The organism is Glycomyces mayteni, from assembly GCF_042428885.1.
Classification (GTDB): domain Bacteria; phylum Actinomycetota; class Actinomycetes; order Mycobacteriales; family Micromonosporaceae; genus Glycomyces; species Glycomyces mayteni.
The window spans coordinates 1,041,887-1,058,017 of record NZ_JBHMBP010000004.1; the positions used below are offsets into that span (position 1 = coordinate 1,041,887).

12 protein-coding genes are annotated in these 16,131 nt (G+C 70.9%); 4 read left to right on the top strand and 8 right to left on the bottom strand.

Features of this window, described 5'->3' with window-relative positions; all coding sequences use genetic code 11:
• Positions 1–12 precede the first annotated feature (12 nt).
• Both ACFFXY_RS20115 and ACFFXY_RS20120 read left to right on the top strand, forming a co-directional pair.
• Positions 13–1,080: a PP2C family protein-serine/threonine phosphatase gene (locus ACFFXY_RS20115; RefSeq protein WP_382354674.1), complete on the top strand. Its 1,068-nt coding sequence runs from the start codon at positions 13–15 to the stop codon at positions 1,078–1,080.
• Entirely contained in the window at positions 1,077–2,270 is a 1,194-nt protein-coding gene (locus ACFFXY_RS20120; RefSeq protein ID WP_382354677.1) for an FHA domain-containing protein, read from the top strand. The genes ACFFXY_RS20115 and ACFFXY_RS20120 overlap by 4 nt, the downstream gene beginning before the upstream one ends.
• Positions 2,271–2,323: 53 nt before the next feature.
• On the opposite strand, the gene ACFFXY_RS20125 is transcribed toward ACFFXY_RS20120, so the two are convergent.
• From ACFFXY_RS20125 to nrdR, 5 genes are all read right to left on the bottom strand, one after another.
• Positions 2,324–3,214, bottom strand: a complete 891-nt coding sequence (locus tag ACFFXY_RS20125) for an alpha/beta fold hydrolase (protein ID WP_382354679.1) — start codon at positions 3,212–3,214, stop codon at positions 2,324–2,326.
• Between the two features lie 19 nt (positions 3,215–3,233).
• A complete protein-coding gene (locus ACFFXY_RS20130) occupies positions 3,234–3,815 on the bottom strand; it encodes a TetR/AcrR family transcriptional regulator (protein WP_382354682.1) in 582 nt (193 codons plus the stop codon).
• 45 nt (positions 3,816–3,860) lie between these two features.
• Positions 3,861–5,879: a serine/threonine protein kinase gene (locus ACFFXY_RS20135; protein WP_382354685.1), complete on the bottom strand. Its 2,019-nt coding sequence runs from the start codon at positions 5,877–5,879 to the stop codon at positions 3,861–3,863.
• Positions 5,880–6,045: 166 nt separating this feature from the next.
• Complete coding sequence (locus tag ACFFXY_RS20140) at positions 6,046–8,889, bottom strand: vitamin B12-dependent ribonucleotide reductase (RefSeq protein WP_382354688.1); 2,844 nt, start codon at positions 8,887–8,889, stop codon at positions 6,046–6,048.
• 58 nt (positions 8,890–8,947) lie between these two features.
• On the bottom strand, positions 8,948–9,412 hold the full coding sequence (nrdR, locus tag ACFFXY_RS20145; RefSeq protein WP_382354691.1) for a transcriptional regulator NrdR: 465 nt from the start codon (positions 9,410–9,412) through the stop codon (positions 8,948–8,950).
• Positions 9,413–9,807: 395 nt separating this feature from the next.
• On the opposite strand from nrdR, the gene lexA reads away from it, so the two are divergent.
• Positions 9,808–10,464, top strand: a complete 657-nt coding sequence (lexA, locus tag ACFFXY_RS20150) for a transcriptional repressor LexA (RefSeq protein ID WP_197717131.1) — start codon at positions 9,808–9,810, stop codon at positions 10,462–10,464.
• A gap of 31 nt (positions 10,465–10,495) precedes the next feature.
• On the opposite strand, the gene ACFFXY_RS20155 is transcribed toward lexA, so the two are convergent.
• Complete coding sequence (locus ACFFXY_RS20155; protein WP_382354695.1) at positions 10,496–12,217, bottom strand: hypothetical protein; 1,722 nt, start codon at positions 12,215–12,217, stop codon at positions 10,496–10,498.
• Positions 12,218–12,288: 71 nt separating this feature from the next.
• Complete coding sequence (gene hflX / locus ACFFXY_RS20160) at positions 12,289–13,701, bottom strand: GTPase HflX (protein ID WP_382354698.1); 1,413 nt, start codon at positions 13,699–13,701, stop codon at positions 12,289–12,291.
• Positions 13,702–13,898: 197 nt separating this feature from the next.
• Between hflX and ACFFXY_RS20165 the strand changes: the two genes are divergently transcribed.
• On the top strand, positions 13,899–15,287 hold the full coding sequence (locus ACFFXY_RS20165; protein ID WP_360055175.1) for an NAD-dependent malic enzyme: 1,389 nt from the start codon (positions 13,899–13,901) through the stop codon (positions 15,285–15,287).
• A gap of 52 nt (positions 15,288–15,339) precedes the next feature.
• On the opposite strand, the gene dapF is transcribed toward ACFFXY_RS20165, so the two are convergent.
• Positions 15,340–16,122, bottom strand: a complete 783-nt coding sequence (dapF, locus tag ACFFXY_RS20170) for a diaminopimelate epimerase (RefSeq protein ID WP_382355544.1) — start codon at positions 16,120–16,122, stop codon at positions 15,340–15,342.
• Between the last annotated feature and the right edge of the window lie 9 nt (positions 16,123–16,131).

The following is a 16,131-nucleotide window of genomic DNA, read 5'->3' on the forward strand; positions in this document are numbered from 1 at the left end:
CGAAGGAGCCCTATGCAGCCCTCACCGACCATGGGCGCCGCGAAGCGTTGCACCGCTTGCGGTCTCCCGGCAGACCTCGGACGCTTCTGCGAGGACTGCGGCGGCGACCTGGAGGAGTTCGAGGTCCCCGCCGAGGCCGTCCCGTGGCGCTCGTCGGCGGCGGTCGAGGAGAACCCGGAGCATCCGGGCGGCTCCGACGACCACCTGACGTTCGAGATGCCGGGGATCGGCGCGGCGACGGACGTCGGGAAGCGCCACCACTACAACCAGGACTCGATCGCGATCGCCCTGGCCGAGGACGGCCGGAAGATCACGGTGGTGTGCGACGGCGTCTCGGGCGCCTCCGACTCCGAGCGGGCGTCACTCGCAGGGGTGGAAGCGGCGGTGACGGAGATCCGCTCGGCGCTGGCCGAGGGCCTGTCGGCGGAGGACGCGTCGCGGCGCGGGGTGGGCGCGGCCCACTCGGCGGTGGCCGCGGTCGGCAAGCAGTACCCGAACTCGCCGCCGTCGTCGACGTACGTGTCGGCGGTGGTCGAGGGGAACCAGGCGGTGCTGTGCTGGGTCGGGGACTCGCGGGCGTACTGGGCCGGGGAGAAGGAGGCGCGGTGCCTCACGGTGGACGACACGATCCAGGCGCGCCTGGAGTACCAGGGCGTGGACCCGTCCGATGAGCGGTACAAGAATCCGTACGCGAAAGCCCTGCTGGCGTGGCTCGGCGCGGACGCGCCGACGCTGAACCCGAACCTCCTCCGCGTGGATCTGGGCGGCGGGCATGTCGTAGTGTGCAGCGATGGTCTGTCGCGTTATTTCAATGACGATCACGACCTTCTGCCACTGCCGGACGGCAGTGTTGGCGAGAAGGCGGTAGCGTTGACACGACAAGCGCTCGCTAACGGCGGGCATGACAACATCAGTGTCGCGGTGGTGGAACTCGAATCCCCCGGTTCGGCCCAGGTCGACGAACGCGCGCGCGAGCGCGCTGACCAGGGCTCGCCGGTCGGGGAGAACGGGGCCGCCCCGCTGCTCGGTGTCGTCAGCGAGGCCGAGTACACCCAAATGCTTGGAGGGGGACGACCTTGACCTACCAGCCGACCTACGGCGGTGCCCCACAGCCGGGCGGGTACCAGTGCGCGTGCGGGGCGTTCCCGCAGGCACAGTTCTGCGAGCAGTGCGGGACCCCCAACCCGGCGTGGCAGCAAGGCCAGCCTCCGCAGTCCCCTGCGGCGTTCGGACAGGGCTACCCGTCGAACGACCCGTACGCGCAGGACCCTTACGGGCAGCAACAGCAGCAGCCGGGCGGGTACGGGCAGGACCCCTACGGCCAGCCGCAGCAGCAGGACCCCTACGGCCAGCAGCAGCCCGGCGGCTACGGACAAGACCCCTACGGGCAGTCGCAGCCCCAGGGCGGCGGGTACGGCCAGCAGGACCCGTACGGGCAGCAGCAGCCTGGTGGCTACGGGCAGGACCCGTACGGCCAGCCGCAGCAGCAGGACCCCTACGGCCAGCAGCAGCCCGGCGGCTACGGGCAGGACCCGTACGGCCAGCCCCAGCAGCAGGACCCGTACGGCCAGCAGCCGGGCGGGTACGGCCAGCAGGACCCTTACGGGCAGCCGTCGCAGCCCCAGGACCCGTACGGCCAGCCGCAGCAGGACCCGTACGGGCAGCAGCCCGGCGGGTACGGGCAGGACCCGTACGGGCAGCAGTCGTACGCGCCGACCTCGGCGCCCCCCGGGCCGCCTCCGGGCGTGCCGGCCGCGCCGTTCGGCGCCCCGACCTCCGCGCCGCCCTCGACGGGCACCGGCGGGTTCTCGATGCCCGACTCGCAGCCCGCGGACCTCGCGTCGAACTACGCACCGTCGCAGGCGGCCACCCGCTGGGGCGTCGCCGTCACCGCGGACCAGGGCTACTTCAACAAGGTCGCGGCCTCGGACGGGGCCTCGCAGCTCCAGTACCCGTCGTTCGCGAAGCCGCGCCGCTTCCCGCTCGACAAGGGCGAGCTGGGGATCGGCCGCTACAGCGCCAAGCGGGGCATCACCCCGGACATCGACCTGTCGGGCGACGTCGCGGACCCGGGCGTGAGCGCGCAGCACGCGCGGCTCTACGCCAAGCCCGACGGCTCGTGGACGATCATGGACGTCGGCTCCTCGAACGGCACGTTCCTCAACGGCTCCGACGAGCCGCTGGCGCCGAACGTGGAGTTCCCGGTCGGGGACGGCACCTACATCAACATCGGGGCGTGGACGCGCCTGACGATCCACTACGAAGGCTAAGCGCCGCAACGTGAAAGGGCCGGGTCCGATCGGACCCGGCCCTTGTCGCGCCCCTAGCCCCGCATGAACTGCGTCACGGCGCTGGAGACGGCCGGGTTCGCGAGGATCTTGCGGTGGCCGAGGCCCTCGGTGGCCATGAGCTCGGCGTTCGGCCAGGCGGCGGCTACGGCCTCGCCGTGGCGGAACGGGTTGGGGCGGTCGCGGCGGTCGTGGACGATGAGCGCCGGGGACGGCACGTCGACGCCGCGCAGGGAGAAGTCGTCGAGCTTCACGCCCGCCTTGGCCTCGCCCAGGGGCGCCAGGCGGTCCATGATGCGCGGGCCGACCGGGACGATCGCGCCGATCGTGTCGCGGAAGCCCTCCTTGCCGCCGATGAACGGGGCGAGCATCGCCAGGCGGACATCGGCGAGGTCCTCGCCGCCCGCGAGCATCCCGTGGACGGCGCTGAGGCAGCCCATGGAGTGGCCCACGACCCCGTGGGGGGTGCCGAACTTCTCGTGGACGGTGGACATCGCGTCGACCAGGTGCATGCCGTTGGCGTGCCGGTCGCCCCACGGGCCCGCCCCGGAGTTGCCGTGGCTGGGCGCGTCGAAGGCGACCACGCGGAAGCCCGCGGCGACGAGGTTCGCGGCGATGAACTTGAAGTCGCCGGTCGAGCCGCCCCAGCCGTGCACGAGGTAGACGAGGGGGCCCTCGCCCCAGTCGTACCCCCACACGGTGGTGCCGAGGCATTCGAGCTCGAACACCGAGGCCCCCGCGGGGGCCGGGCCGCGCAGGCGCTTGTCGGGGCCCGCGGGGAGCCGGAACCACATCTCGCACAGGAACTTCGCGGCCGGGCCGGGCGCGACGCGCTCGGCGGCCGTGAAGGCGGAGCGGATATACCAAGGAGCACGAACGGTCGTGCTTTTATTTGACGAGCCGGAACTCTGGGTCGTGGACGCCATGGGTGCGTGGCCTTCCTGGTCAGAATCTGTGACTGTCGATCAGCCGGTGGAACGCCGCCCAAGCGCGGTCGGCGGCGTCGGGATAGGACAGGATGCGGCTCATCCAGTTGTAGGACAGCAGGATGCCGAAGACCTCCTGCGCGACCTGGAAGACGTCGGTGTCTTCGGCGAGCTCGCCCTCGGCGACCGCCGTGGACGCGATGCGGGCGAGCGAGTCGAGCATCAGGCGCTGCTCGGCCACCATGCGGTCGTGCAGGGGGCCGGGCAGGTCGTCGAACTCGGCGGCGGCGGCCAGGAACAGGCAGCCGCCCGGTCGTGCGTACCAGGCCATCCAGTGCTCGACCACGGCCTGGAGCCGGGTCGTCCCGCGCGGCTTCGCCAGCGCGGGCCGGAAGACCTCCTCGCTGAACTGCTCGCTGTTGCGCGCCATGCACGCGAGCTGGAGGGCCTCTTTGGACTTGAAGTGGGCGTACACACCGGACTTGGACATGTCGGCGGCGGCCGCGAGCGACCCGATGGTCAGCCCGGACAGCCCCGAGTACCTGGCCATCCGGACCGCGACGTCGAGGATGGCCTGCCTGGTGAGTTCGCCTTTCCGCACGTCCTCAAAATAGCACGGTCGTGCTTGAAAAAGCCAGACCGCGGACTAGGACATCGCGTACACCGCCGCGGTGAACTCCACCTTCATCCAGGTCGAGGAGTCCTCCGGCGTCACGGAGGTGACGTCGGCGACCACGATCTGGGCCTTGTCGGTGTACAGGCACAGGCTCATGCCCTCCGTCAGCGGGGCCGCGGCCGGGTCCCACGGGTCGATCGTCCACGACAGCGCCGGGTTCGACCCGTCGATCTCGGCCCAGCACTGGTCGGCGGTGACCGCGGCGTCGAAGAACGTCCCGGAGATCCCCGACGGCGTGGTCAGGTAGCTGGTCTGGCCCGTGTTCGTCGAGTAGTCGATGTCGCACGGGTTGAGCACCAGGTCCGTGTAGTACGCGGGCGCGTCGGAGGTCATGTACTCGGTCCAGATCGAGCCGTTCGTGGTGATGTCGTCGAAGTCGACCGCCATGTACTGGCAGGTCGAGGCCGAGTCGAAGGTCGTGGTCAGCGAGACGGTGTAGTCCGAGTAGACCTCGGTCCACTGGCCCGAGGAGGCCGTGGTCGGGTCCTCGTCCGGCTCGGACGTGTCCGGGTCGTCGGGCTCGGAGGTGTCGGGGTCGTCCGGGTCGTTCTGGGAGACCGCCTCGGTCGGGTCGTCGCCCGGGTCGTCGCCGTCGCCGTTGAGGAACCACACCAGGCCCCCGATGAGCGCGATCGCGAGGATGGCGGCGATCACGGTGACCCCGATGGCGGTCCCGTTCGACTTCGGCTGCTGCCCGAACGGCGGCGGCGCCCCGTAGACCGGCGGCTGGCCCGGGTACTGCGGCGCCGTGTACTGCCCGGCCTGCTGCTGCGGGGCCGTGTACTGCATGGTCGGCTGCTGCATCGACGGGTACTGGCCGGGCGAGACCTGGCCCGGCGCGTAGCCCGGAGCCGGGGACTGCGGGGGCGCCGAGTAGGACCCCGGCTGCGCGTACGGCACCGACGTCACGGGCGAGGCGGGAGGCGCGGACATCGGGAACGCGGAGCTGGGGGCCGGGGGCTCCCCGCCGGGCACCGCGCCCGGGTAGGCGGCGGCGGGGGGCGCGGAGGAGCCGTCGAAGACCGACGCCGGCGCGCTCGGGGCCGGCGGCGGGCCCGTCGGGGCCGCGGTGTCCACCAGCGTCGAGGGCACCCCCGAGTCCCCCAGGAGGCTCGACAGCTCCCAGCGCTGGCGCTCGGCCAGTGCGTTCACCGCGTCGGGCCAGGGGCGCGTAGAGGGCGCCACAGGGCCGATGAGCGACATCAGCTCCGCGGGCGTGGGGCGCGCGCCGGGGAGGCGGATGAGGCAGCGCTCCACGATCGCGCGCACGCGCGGCGAGAGCACCGACAGGTCCGGCTGCGACCGGACCACGTTGTTCAGCGTCTCCAGGGTCGAGGCCCCGGTGAACGGGCTCGCGCCGGTCGCGGCGAGCACCAGGACCGAGCCGAGGGAGAACACGTCCGAGGCGGCCGAGACCGTGCCGGACTCGGCCTGCTCGGGCGACATGAACCCCGGCGTGCCGATCACGCCCCCGGTCTTCGTCAGGTTCGTGTCCGTGACGCCGTCCGCGGCGCGCGCGATCCCGAAGTCGATCACCCGCGGGCCGTCGGCGGCCAGGATCACGTTCGCGGGCTTGAGGTCCCGGTGGACCATCCCGGCCTTGTGGATCGCCGCCAGCGCCGACGCGAGCCCCGCGGCGAGGCGCACCACGGCGGCCTCGGGCAGCGGCCCGGAGGCCTCGACGACGTCCTTCAGGTTGGGGCCCAGGAGGAACTCGGAGGCGAGCCACGGGACCGGGTCGTCGGGCCCGGCGTCGAGCACCGAGGCGGTGTACGCGCCCGCGACCTGCTTCGACGCGTCCACTTCGCGCCGGAACCTGGCCCGGAACTCCTCGTCCTGGATGAGCGCGGCCGCGATGAGCTTGACGGCCACGGGGCGGCCGTCGGGCGCGCTGGCGAGGAACACGCGGCCCATGGCGCCGCGGCCGAGTTCGGCGATGGTCCGGTAGGGACCGATCCGTTCGGGATCGCCGGGAGCCAAGGGCTGCATTGGTGCCTCCGGGGAGCGAGGGGCGGGCGGTACCCCCCATTCTATTGCCGTTGTGCCAGCGTGCGCTGGACGCGAGGCGCTGGGCCTATGGGACACAAGCGGATCAGACCACGCGAAAGGGGCCGTTCCGCATCCGCGGAACGGCCCCTGACGGGTCGATCGATACCTAGCTGCAACCGCTGGTCGCGCCGCAGCCCTCGCAGGCGTAGCAGGAACCGGCGGGGCGCATCTTCGTGCCGCAGTTCATGCACAGCGGCGCGTCGGCGCTGCGGGCCTGGGCCGAGGTGAGGATGTCCAGGCGGGAGGGCTTGGACTCGATCTGGACGCGTTCGGCGACCGCCTCCTCGATGGGCGCGGAGGCGCGGAGCGCGTCGAGGTCGACCTCGGGCTGGGAGACCTTGGCGGGGTCTTCGCCGTTGAGCTCGGCGGTGCGCTCGGCCGTGGTGAGGATGCCGATGGCGGCGCGCTCCTCGTACGGCAGGTAGTCCAGGGCCAGGCGGCGGAAGATGTAGTCGACCACCGAGGAGGCCATGCGGATGTCCGGGTCGTCGGTCATGCCGGCGGGCTCGAAGCGCATGTTGGTGAACTTCTCGACGTACTTCTCCAGCGGCACGCCGTACTGGAGGGCGATCGAGATGGACACCGACAGGGCGTCCATGACGCCCGCGAGGGTCGAGCCCTGCTTGGACATCTTGAGGAAGACCTCGCCGAGGCCGTCGTCCGGGTAGGACGAGGAGGTCATGTAGCCCTCCGCGCCGCCGACCGAGAACGAGATGGTCTGGCTGGGGCGCTTCTTGGGGAGCTTGCGGCGGATCGGGCCGTGGGCGGCCACGGTCTCGATCGCCTTCTCCACGGCCGCCTCGACGGCCTGCTCCGCTTCCTTCTTCTTCGCGGAGAGCGGCTGGCCGACCTTGCAGTTGTCGCGGTAGATCGCGAGGGCCTTGAGGCCGAGCTTCCAGCCCTGGAAGTAGACCTCCTCGATGTCCTCCACCGTGGCCGACTCGGGCAGGTTCACGGTCTTGGAGATCGCGCCGGACAGGAACGGCTGCACGGCGGCCATCATGAGCACGTGGCCCATCGGCGCGATCGCGCGCTCGCCCATGGCGCAGTCGAACACCGGGTAGTGCTCCTCGCGCAGGGCCGGGGCGCCGACGACGTGGCCGTGGTCGGCGACGTAGTCGACGATGGCCTGGCGGTCGTCGTCGCTGTAGCCCAGGCGGGTCAGCGCGCGCGGGATGGACTGGTTGACGATCTCCATGGAGCCGCCGCCGACGAGCTTCTTGTGCTTGACGAGGGCCAGGTCCGGCTCGATGCCGGTGGTGTCGGCGTCCATCATGAACGAGATGGTGCCGGTGGGCGCGAGGACCGAGGCCTGGGCGTTGCGCCAGCCGTTGACGGCGCCGATCCCGTTGCCCTTGGCCCACTCGGCCTTCGCGGCCTCCAGGACGGTGGCGTCCACGTCGCCGAACGTCTCGACGGCGTCGGCGGCCGCGGCGTGCTTGGCCATGACGCGCTGGTGCGGCTCGGCGTTGCGCTCGTACCCGGCGTAGGGGCCGACGGCCCCGGCGATCTCGGCGGAGCGGCGGTAGGACACGCCGGTCATGAGCGCGGTGATGGCGGCGGCGAGCGCGCGGCCCTCGGCGGAGTCGTACGCGTAGCCCGAGGTCATGAGCAGCGCGCCCAGGTTCGAGTAGCCGATGCCGAGCTGGCGGTAGTCGCGGGTGGTCTCGCCGATCTTCTCGGTCGGGAAGTCCGCGAAGGAGATCGAGATCTCCATGGCGGTGATGACGAACTCGACGGCCTTGGTGAAGCGGTCGACGTCGAACGAGCCGTCGTCGCCGAGGAACTTCATGAGGTTGAGGCTGGCGAGGTTGCACGAGGAGTCGTCGAGGCTCATGTACTCCGAGCACGGGTTGGACGCGTAGATGCGGTCCGTGTTCGGGTTGGTGTGCCAGTCGTTGATGATGTCGTCGTACTGGATGCCCGGGTCGGCGCACTCCCACGCGGCCTTGGCCATGCGGCGGAACACGTCGCGCGCGTCGCGGCGCTCGATCTCGTCGCCGGTCTGGCGGGCGGTGAGGGCGTAGTCGGTGCCCTCCTCGACGGCCTTCATGAACACGTCGGAGACGCGCACGGAGTTGTTGGCGTTCTGGTACTGGACCGAGAACATGTCCTCGCCGCCGAGGTCCACGTCGAACCCGGCGTCGCGCAGGGCCCGGATCTTGTCCTCCTCGCGGGCCTTGGTGTCGATGAACGCCTCGATGTCGGGGTGGTCGACGTCGAGGACGACCATCTTGGCGGCGCGGCGGGTGGCGCCGCCGGACTTGATGGTGCCCGCGGAGGCGTCGGCGCCGCGCATGAAGCTGATCGGGCCGGAGGCGTTGCCGCCGGAGGAGAGCAGCTCGGCGGAGGCGCGGATCTTGGAGAGGTTGACCCCGGCGCCGGAGCCGCCCTTGAAGATCATGCCCTCTTCCTTGTACCAGTCGAGGATCGACTCCATGGTGTCGTCCACGCTGAGGATGAAGCACGCGGAGACCTGCTGGGGCGCGGCGGTGCCGACGTTGAACCAGACCGGGGAGTTGAAGCTGAAGTACTGGTGGAGCAGGAGCCAGGTGAGCTCGTCGGCGAAGACCTGCGCGTCCTCGGCGGTGGCGAAGTAGCCGTACTTCTCCCCCGCGTTGTGGTAGGCGTGGACGACGCGGTCGATGACCTGCTTGAGGCCGGTCTCGCGCTGCGGGGTCCCGAGGGCGCCGCGGAAGTACTTCGAGGTGACGATCTGGGTCGCGTTCTGGCTCCAGAAGGCCGGGAACTCGACGCCGCGCTGCTCGAAGTTGACGGTGCCGTCGCGCCAGTTCGTCATGACGACGTCGCGCGACTCCCATTCGACCTCGTCGTACGGGTGGACGCCCGCGGTCGTGAAGACGCGCTCGACCGTGAGGCCCTCCTTGGGCCCGGTCTTCTTGGCGGTCCTGGTCGTCGGCGCTGCTGCGGCCTTGGTGGTCTTCGGCATGTTCCTCGCCCCTGTCTGCTCATGCCTGGTCATGGGAATCGGATGTCTCGGGGTGGTGCTAGCCGCTGTTGCGGGCGGCGTGCTCCTCGCGGAGCTGGGCTATGGCGGCCTCGAAGTCCTCTAGGGACTCGAAGTCCTGGTACACGCTGGCGAAGCGCAGGTAGGCGACCTCGTCGAGCCGGCGCAGCGGCTTGAGGATCGCCAGGCCCACCTCGTGGGCGGGGACCTCGGCGGCGCCGGTCGAGCGGATCTCGTCCTCGACGGCCTGGGCCAGCTTGGCGACGTCGTCGGCGTCCACGGGACGGCCCTGGCAGGCCTTGAGGACGCCGCTGGCGACCTTCCCGCGGCTGAACGGCTCGGTGGCCCCGCTGCGCTTGACGACGGCGAGGATCGACTCCTCGACGGTGGTGAAGCGCTTCTCGCACTCCTGGCAGACCCGGCGGCGGCGGATGATCTTGCCGTCCTCCGCCTCGCGCGAATCGACCACGCGACTGTCGGGATGGCGACAGTAAGGGCATCGCATATCGCTAGTCTCCTTCTCACAACCATCGTCTCGCGGGCCGCCGACACTCCGTGCGGCTCCGGCCGTCGCGCCGGGAGGGACAGTCTGCCCCTCGCCGTCCCGGCGGGTGCGGGAACCCCAACACCTAGTGAGAGACGATACAACACACCACAAGATCTAGTGGCAAGAATAGCGCAGATCGCTGCGCGGCGAGCTTCGGAAACCGGACCCCGGGGACACGAGTCAACCAGACCGGGTCGTAAAATCGTTCACCCGTTCGGGTGAATACACCCTGAAACACATTCCTACCAGCGCGGCGACACGCCGACGTCGCACGAATGTTTGACTAGAGACCGCACGTGAGTTACATTGTCGGAATCAGACATACCGTCCCATTTGTCTTACAGGAGCCTCCTGTGGCTAGCGAGACCACGACATCCCGGCCGAAAACGCGCAAGTTGACGCGTCGGCAGCAGCAAGTCCTCGAATACATCGAGGAGTTCATCAACAACAAGGGCTACCCCCCGAGCGTCCGCGAGATCGGTGCGGAGGTCGGACTCGCCTCGGCGTCGTCCGTCGCGTACCAGATGAAGCAGCTCGAACGGAAGGGCTACCTCAACCGCCTGGCCGGACGGCCGCGCGCGGTGGGGGTCCGCCAGTCCACGCCGGGCGGGGTCCAGACCTGCTCCCAGCACCCGCGGCCCCGGTACGTCCCGATGGTCGGCGAGATCGCCGCGGGGCAGCCGATCCTGGCCGAGGAGCGCGACTACGACGTCATGCCCCTGCCCGCGGAGTTCGTGGGCGAGGGCGTCCACTTCCTCCTGCGCGTCAAGGGCGACTCGATGACCGAGGCGGCCATCACCGACGGCGACTGGGTCGTGGTGCGCCAGCAGCCCGACGCGCTCAACGGCGAGATCGTGGCCGCGATGATCGACGGCGAGGCCACGGTCAAGACCTGGAAGCGCAAGAACGGCAAGCCGTGGCTGCTCCCGGCGAACGCGCTGTACGACCCGATCGACGCCTCCGAGGCCGAGATCCTGGGCCGCGTCGTCGCGGTGCTCCGCAAGATCTAGTCAGACCTCGAACGCCAATTTCATTGCGCGCCTAGCGGTTCCGACCGTAAGTCGTGCCGCCTTCAGGCGGGCCCCAGTAGCCGTCATCGGCGTCAGGGGTCCGTTCGGCGTTTCCGCCCCCGTAGACCCCGCCCTGCTGGCGCTGCTGCTGCTGCCGGTTCTGCTGCGCGCCGTACACGTTGCCGGTGGGCTCGCGGCGAGGCGGCGGCTGCTGGCCGCCTCCGGCCCCGTAGACGTTCCCGGAGGGCTCCTGGCGGGAGCTGAAGGACTGGCCGGGCCCGGCGTTGTCGTAGACGCTGCCGTGGCCGCCGCCCTCGAACGCGCCGTACTGCGGTTCCTGGCGGCCCTGCGGGGGACGGCCCTGCTGCTGTTGCTGGCCTCCGCCGCCGCCGTAGACGTTCCCGCCGCCGGGCTCGGAGCGGGCGCCGCCGCCGTAGACGCCGCCCTGCTCGGGGCGGGCCTGCTGGCCGCCGCCCCCGTAGACGTTCCCGCTCGGCTCCTGGCGGGCGCCGCCGTACACGTTGCCGCGGGCGACCTCCCCCAGGTCCGGGTCGGGCTGGCCCGATTCGAGGCCCAGGTCCACGGGGTCGTCGTCGGCGAGGAAGGACTCCCGGCGACCGCGCGGGGCCTCCTCGGCCGCGAAGCCGAGCTCGTCGTCCCCGTCGTCGCCGTCCTGGTTCGCCTTGCGGTGCTTGCGGATCACCACGATGCCCAGGACCATGACGAGCATGCCGAGGATCGCGATGCCCGCGAGGATCTTCACGATCGTGCCGAAGCCCAGGTCCAGGATGCGGTCCACGAGGCTCTTGCCGTCGTCGCCCGAGGCGGGCGCGGCCTCGTCGTCGCCGCCGGAGGTCTCCTCCTCCGCGACGGGCGCGGCCGGCGCGTACTTGGTGACGGTGCCGAACGAGCCGTCGTCGTCTTCAGACGCGAGGGTGACGAAGTTGCCTTCGGCGTCGTAGGCGAGGCCCTCGGCCTGCCCGGAGTCGGCGACCGGCGTGGCCGCGGGCTCGCCGCCCAGGGCCGCGAGCACGTCGCCGCCCTCGACGGTCCACTCGTAGACGTTCGACTCGGTGCGCAGCGCGACCTTCGAGCCGTCGGCGTTCATCGCCCCGCCCGAGACCGCGCCGCCGTCGGGGAGGGCGACCGTGCCGACCTGGTCGAGCGGCGTGTTCTCGGCCTGGTTGTCACCCGAGGGCGAGTAGAGCGTGGCCTCGCCCGCGTCGGAGGTGACGAACAGCGGCTTCTTGCCCGGCAGGAGCAGGAACGTGCCGACGTCCTTGGGACCGTCGGGGAAGACGTAGCGCCAGACCGCGCTGTTGGGGAGGTCGTTCAGGTCGAGCTGGTTGAGCGTCAGCCACTCGCGGTTGGCGCCGTCGCCGATGTCGCCGACCCACAGGTACTCGCCGTTCTCGCTGTCGAGGACCAGCGCCTGCGGGTCGCGCGGCTGGTGGTCGATGAACGCCTCGTCGGCGCCGCGCGGGTTGCAGTCCTCGCCGACGCGCTCGACCGACAGCGTGCCGTCCTGGTTGTCGGCGGACGACACGATCCACCAGCCGTCGCCGTCCGCGGCGGCGGCGATGCCCGCTGGGTTCTGGTTGCGCGGGTCGTGCAGGGTGCACAGCACCTCGCCGCCGGACTCTTCATCCTGGGCGAAGACGGGGGACGCGGCCGTGACCAGGACGAGCACTCCGGCCGTCCCGGCGACGAGCCGCGCAGGCAGGGGCCGACGGCCCACACGGCGCTCTCGCATCACGCAAGTGTTCCAGAACACGCCATGTCAGCGCGGGGACCCCCATGAGACATGTTCAGGACCACTGCGATTCAGTCCTTTTCCAGGACGAACGCTCGCAATTCACCGGCCAGTCGGTCGTCCACACGGGCCGTTATGACCGTGCCGTCACCTCGGTGTTCAGTGGTGAGCACCTCGCCGCGGGACCGCAGGCGCGAGACCAGATCGCCTCTGACGTAAGGGATGCAGACCGTCAGCTCCGTATTCGGCTGCGGCAGCGCCTGCTCGATTGCGTCGCGGAGCTTGTCGATCCCCTCGCCCGAGTGCGCCGACACGAACACCGCGTCGGGCCAGTCCGAGCGCAGCTGGAGCATCGTGTCCGGGTCGACCAGGTCGAGCTTGTTCACCACGACCAGCTCCGGGATCTCCTCGGCGCCGACCTCGGCGAGCACCTCGCGGACCGCCTCGGCCTGGCCGAGCGGGTCCGGGTGCGAGCCGTCGATCACGTGGACCACCAGGTCCGACTCCGCGACCTCTTCGAGCGTCGAGCGGAACGCCTCCACGAGCTGGTGCGGCAGGTGCCGCACGAACCCGACCGTGTCGGTGACCGTGTACTCCCGGCCCTCCGCGGTGCGCGAGCGCCGCGTCGAGGTGTCGAGGGTCGCGAACAGCGCGTCCTGCACGAGGATGCCCGCACCCGTGAGGGCGTTGAGCAGGCTCGACTTCCCGGCGTTCGTGTACCCGGCGATGGCCACGCCCGGCACCCGGTTGCGGGTGCGCGAGTCGCGCTTGGTCTCGCGGGTGACGGTGAGCTTCGCGAGCTCCCGGCGCAGCTTCGCGACCTTCGCGCGGATGCGGCGGCGGTCGGTCTCCAGCTTCGTCTCGCCGGGGCCGCGCAGGCCCACGCCGCCGTTCGAGCCGCCCTGGCGGCTCATGGCGTCGCCCCAGCCGCGCAGGCGCGGCAGGAGGTACTGGAGCTGCGCCAGCTCGACCTGCGCCTTGCCCTCGGCGCTCTTGGCGTGCTGCGCGAAGATGTCGAGGATCAGGGCCGTGCGGTCGATGACCTTGACGTTCACGGCCTTCTCAAGGGCGATGAGCTGGCCCGGCGACAGCTCGCCGTCGGCGATCACCGTGTCGGCGCCCAGCGCCTCCACGGTGTCCTTCAGCTCCATGACCTTGCCGGAGCCGATGAACGTGCCCGCGTCGGGCTTGGAGCGGCGCTGGATCAGGCCGTCGACGACCTCCGAGCCCGCGGTCTCGGCGAGCTGCGCGAGCTCGTCGAGGGAGTTCTCGGCGTCCTCGACCGTGCCCTCGGTCCAGACGCCGACCAGGACGACGCGCTCCAGGCGCAGGCGCCGGTACTCGGCGTCGGTGACGTCGGCCAGCTCGGTGGAGGCCAGACCGGAGACGCGCCGCAGCGCCTGGCGCGCCTCCAGGTCCAGGTCGCCCGTCGAAGGGGCGTCGGAGGAGAAGTCTTCTCGGGTGTTCTCAAAAGGTTCGTGCATCACCACAAGCTTGACACGCGCCGCCCCCGGAGGCGAACCGATATCGCGCACAGCGAACGGCGTCGATCCCTGCCGCGCCGCGGCGCTGTGGCGGGGCCCCGGCCCAGCGCAGGGCCCAGGCGGCGGCGTCCCGAACAGTGGCATCATTCAAGAATCCGGCAACTGGTCCACAACGAAGTGCACATCAAAGGAGCGGCATGAGCACTGCCCGTCTTCCCAGCGCGGGGTTCTCCATCACCGTCCGGCTGGCCCTCTCGGCCGACCCGGGCGCCGCGGGACGCCTCGCCACCGTCGTAGGCCAGGCCGGGGCCATCGTCACCGCCCTCGACGTGGTCGGTTCCGACAACAAGCGCATGACCGTCGACCTCACCTGCGACACCTCCGACGCGTCGCACGCCGAGCAGGTCACGCACATCCTGGAGTCGATGCCGGACTTCGACGTCAAGAAGGTCTCCGACCGGACGTTCCTCATGCACCTCGGCGGCAAGATCGAGGTCGCCCCCAAGGTCCCGCTGCGCAACCGCGACGACCTGTCGATGGCGTACACCCCCGGCGTCGCCCGCGTCTGCATGGCCATCGCCGAGAACCCCGACGACGCCCGCCGCCTCACCATCAAGCGCAACACCGTCGCCGTCGTCACCGACGGCTCCGCCGTCCTCGGCCTCGGCAACATCGGCCCCGCGGCCGCGATGCCCGTCATGGAGGGCAAGGCGGCCCTGTTCAAGAAGTTCGGCGACGTCGACGCCTGGCCGGTGTGCCTCGACACGCAGGACACCGACGAGATCGTCAACATCGTCGCCGCCCTCGCCCCGACCTACGGCGGCATCAACCTGGAGGACATCGCCGCGCCGCGCTGCTTCGAGATCGAGGCCCGCCTGCGCGAGCGCCTCGACATCCCCGTCTTCCACGACGACCAGCACGGCACCGCCATCGTCGTCCTCGCGGCCCTCACCAACGCGCTCCGCGTCGTCGGCAAGGACTTCAAGGACGTGCGCGCCACCGTCGTCGGCTGCGGCGCCGCCGGGACCGCGATCATGCGGCTCCTGGAGAAGGCCGGCATCGGCGACATCATCCCCGTCGACCGCGACGGCGCGCTCCACTCGGGCATGGAGTGCGAGAACGAGACGTGGAAGTGGCTCGGCGAGCACTTCAACAAGACCGACTACTCCGGGGACCTCTCCGGCGCCGTCGAGGGCTCCGACATCTTCATCGGCGTGAGCGCCCCGAACATCCTCAAGGGCTCCGACGTCGCGAAGATGGCGAAGGACCCGATCGTGTTCGCGCTCGCCAACCCCGACCCGGAGATCTCCCCCACCGAGGCCGCGCGCTACGCGGCGATCGTGGCGACCGGCCGCTCGGACCAGCCGAACCAGATCAACAACGTGCTCGCGTTCCCGGGCGTCTTCCGCGGCCTCCTGGACGCGCAGGCCCGCGACTGGAACGACGACGCGGCCGTCGCGGCGGCCACGGCCATCGCCGACTGCGTCGGCGAGGACAAGGTCAACGCGACCTACATCGTCCCGAGCGTCTTCGACCCGAACGTGGCCCCCGCGGTCGCGGCGGCGGTCAAGCGAGTGATGCGGTAGCAGGCAGGCAAGGAGCCCTGGGAGCCTTCGGGTCCCGGGGCTTCTGTCGTCGCTACAGCCGGAAGGCGCCCTCGGCCACGATCACGGCCGGGCCGGTCATGTACAGGGTGTCCTCGGCGACCTCGATCGTGAGGGTCCCGCCGGGGACGTCCACCCGGCACACGCCCGTGTCGAGCCCGGCGTGGCGCAGCGCGACCGCGCCGACCGCGCACGCGCCCGTGCCGCACGAGGCGGTCTCGCCGACGCCGCGCTCGTGGACGCGCATGCGCACGTGCGGGGCGGTGCCGGTCACGAACTCGACGTTGACGCCCTCGGGGAACAGCGCCGCGTCGTACCGCGGCTGGTGGAACAGCTCCAGGGCCTCCAGCTCGGCCTCGTCCCCGAGTTGGCACACCAGGTGCGGGTTCCCCATCGAGACGACCTGTCCGGGCCATGTGAACCCCTCGACGGACGCCTGGGAGGTGGTCCCGAACTCGGCCGCGCCCATGTCGACGCGGAGCTCGTCCCCTGCGACCGTCACGGTCTTGATCCCGGCGCGGGTCGCCACGGCGACCTCGGGGCCCTCGGCGAGGCCCTTGTCGAGGAGGTAGCGCACGAAGACGCGCACGCCGTTGCCGCACATCTCGGCGATCGAGCCGTCGGCGTTGCGGTAGTCCATGAACCACTCGGCCGCCGGGTCCTCCGAGGGCGCCACGCGCAGCAGGCCGTCGCCGCCGATGCCGAACCGGCGGTCGCACAGGAGCGCGACCTGGGCGTCCTTGAGCGGGAGGGCGTCCTCGGGGTCGGGCACGATCACGAAGTCGTTGCCGGTGCCGTGCCCTTTGGCGAACTCGATGGTGGTCAC

Excerpts from the sequence above, each read along its gene's own strand:
- ACFFXY_RS20135 (WP_382354685.1), bottom strand. The coding sequence starts at position 5,879 with ATGCAGCCCTTGGCTCCCGGCGATCCCGAACGGATCGGTCCCTACCGG.
- ACFFXY_RS20165 (WP_360055175.1), top strand. The coding sequence starts at position 13,899 with ATGAGCACTGCCCGTCTTCCCAGCGCGGGGTTCTCCATCACCGTCCGG.
- ACFFXY_RS20115 (WP_382354674.1), top strand. The coding sequence starts at position 13 with ATGCAGCCCTCACCGACCATGGGCGCCGCGAAGCGTTGCACCGCTTGC.
- ACFFXY_RS20155 (WP_382354695.1), bottom strand. The coding sequence starts at position 12,217 with ATGCGAGAGCGCCGTGTGGGCCGTCGGCCCCTGCCTGCGCGGCTCGTC.
- hflX (WP_382354698.1), bottom strand. The coding sequence starts at position 13,701 with ATGCACGAACCTTTTGAGAACACCCGAGAAGACTTCTCCTCCGACGCC.
- ACFFXY_RS20140 (WP_382354688.1), bottom strand. The coding sequence starts at position 8,889 with ATGCCGAAGACCACCAAGGCCGCAGCAGCGCCGACGACCAGGACCGCC.
- ACFFXY_RS20125 (WP_382354679.1), bottom strand. The coding sequence starts at position 3,214 with ATGGCGTCCACGACCCAGAGTTCCGGCTCGTCAAATAAAAGCACGACC.
- nrdR (WP_382354691.1), bottom strand. The coding sequence starts at position 9,412 with ATGCGATGCCCTTACTGTCGCCATCCCGACAGTCGCGTGGTCGATTCG.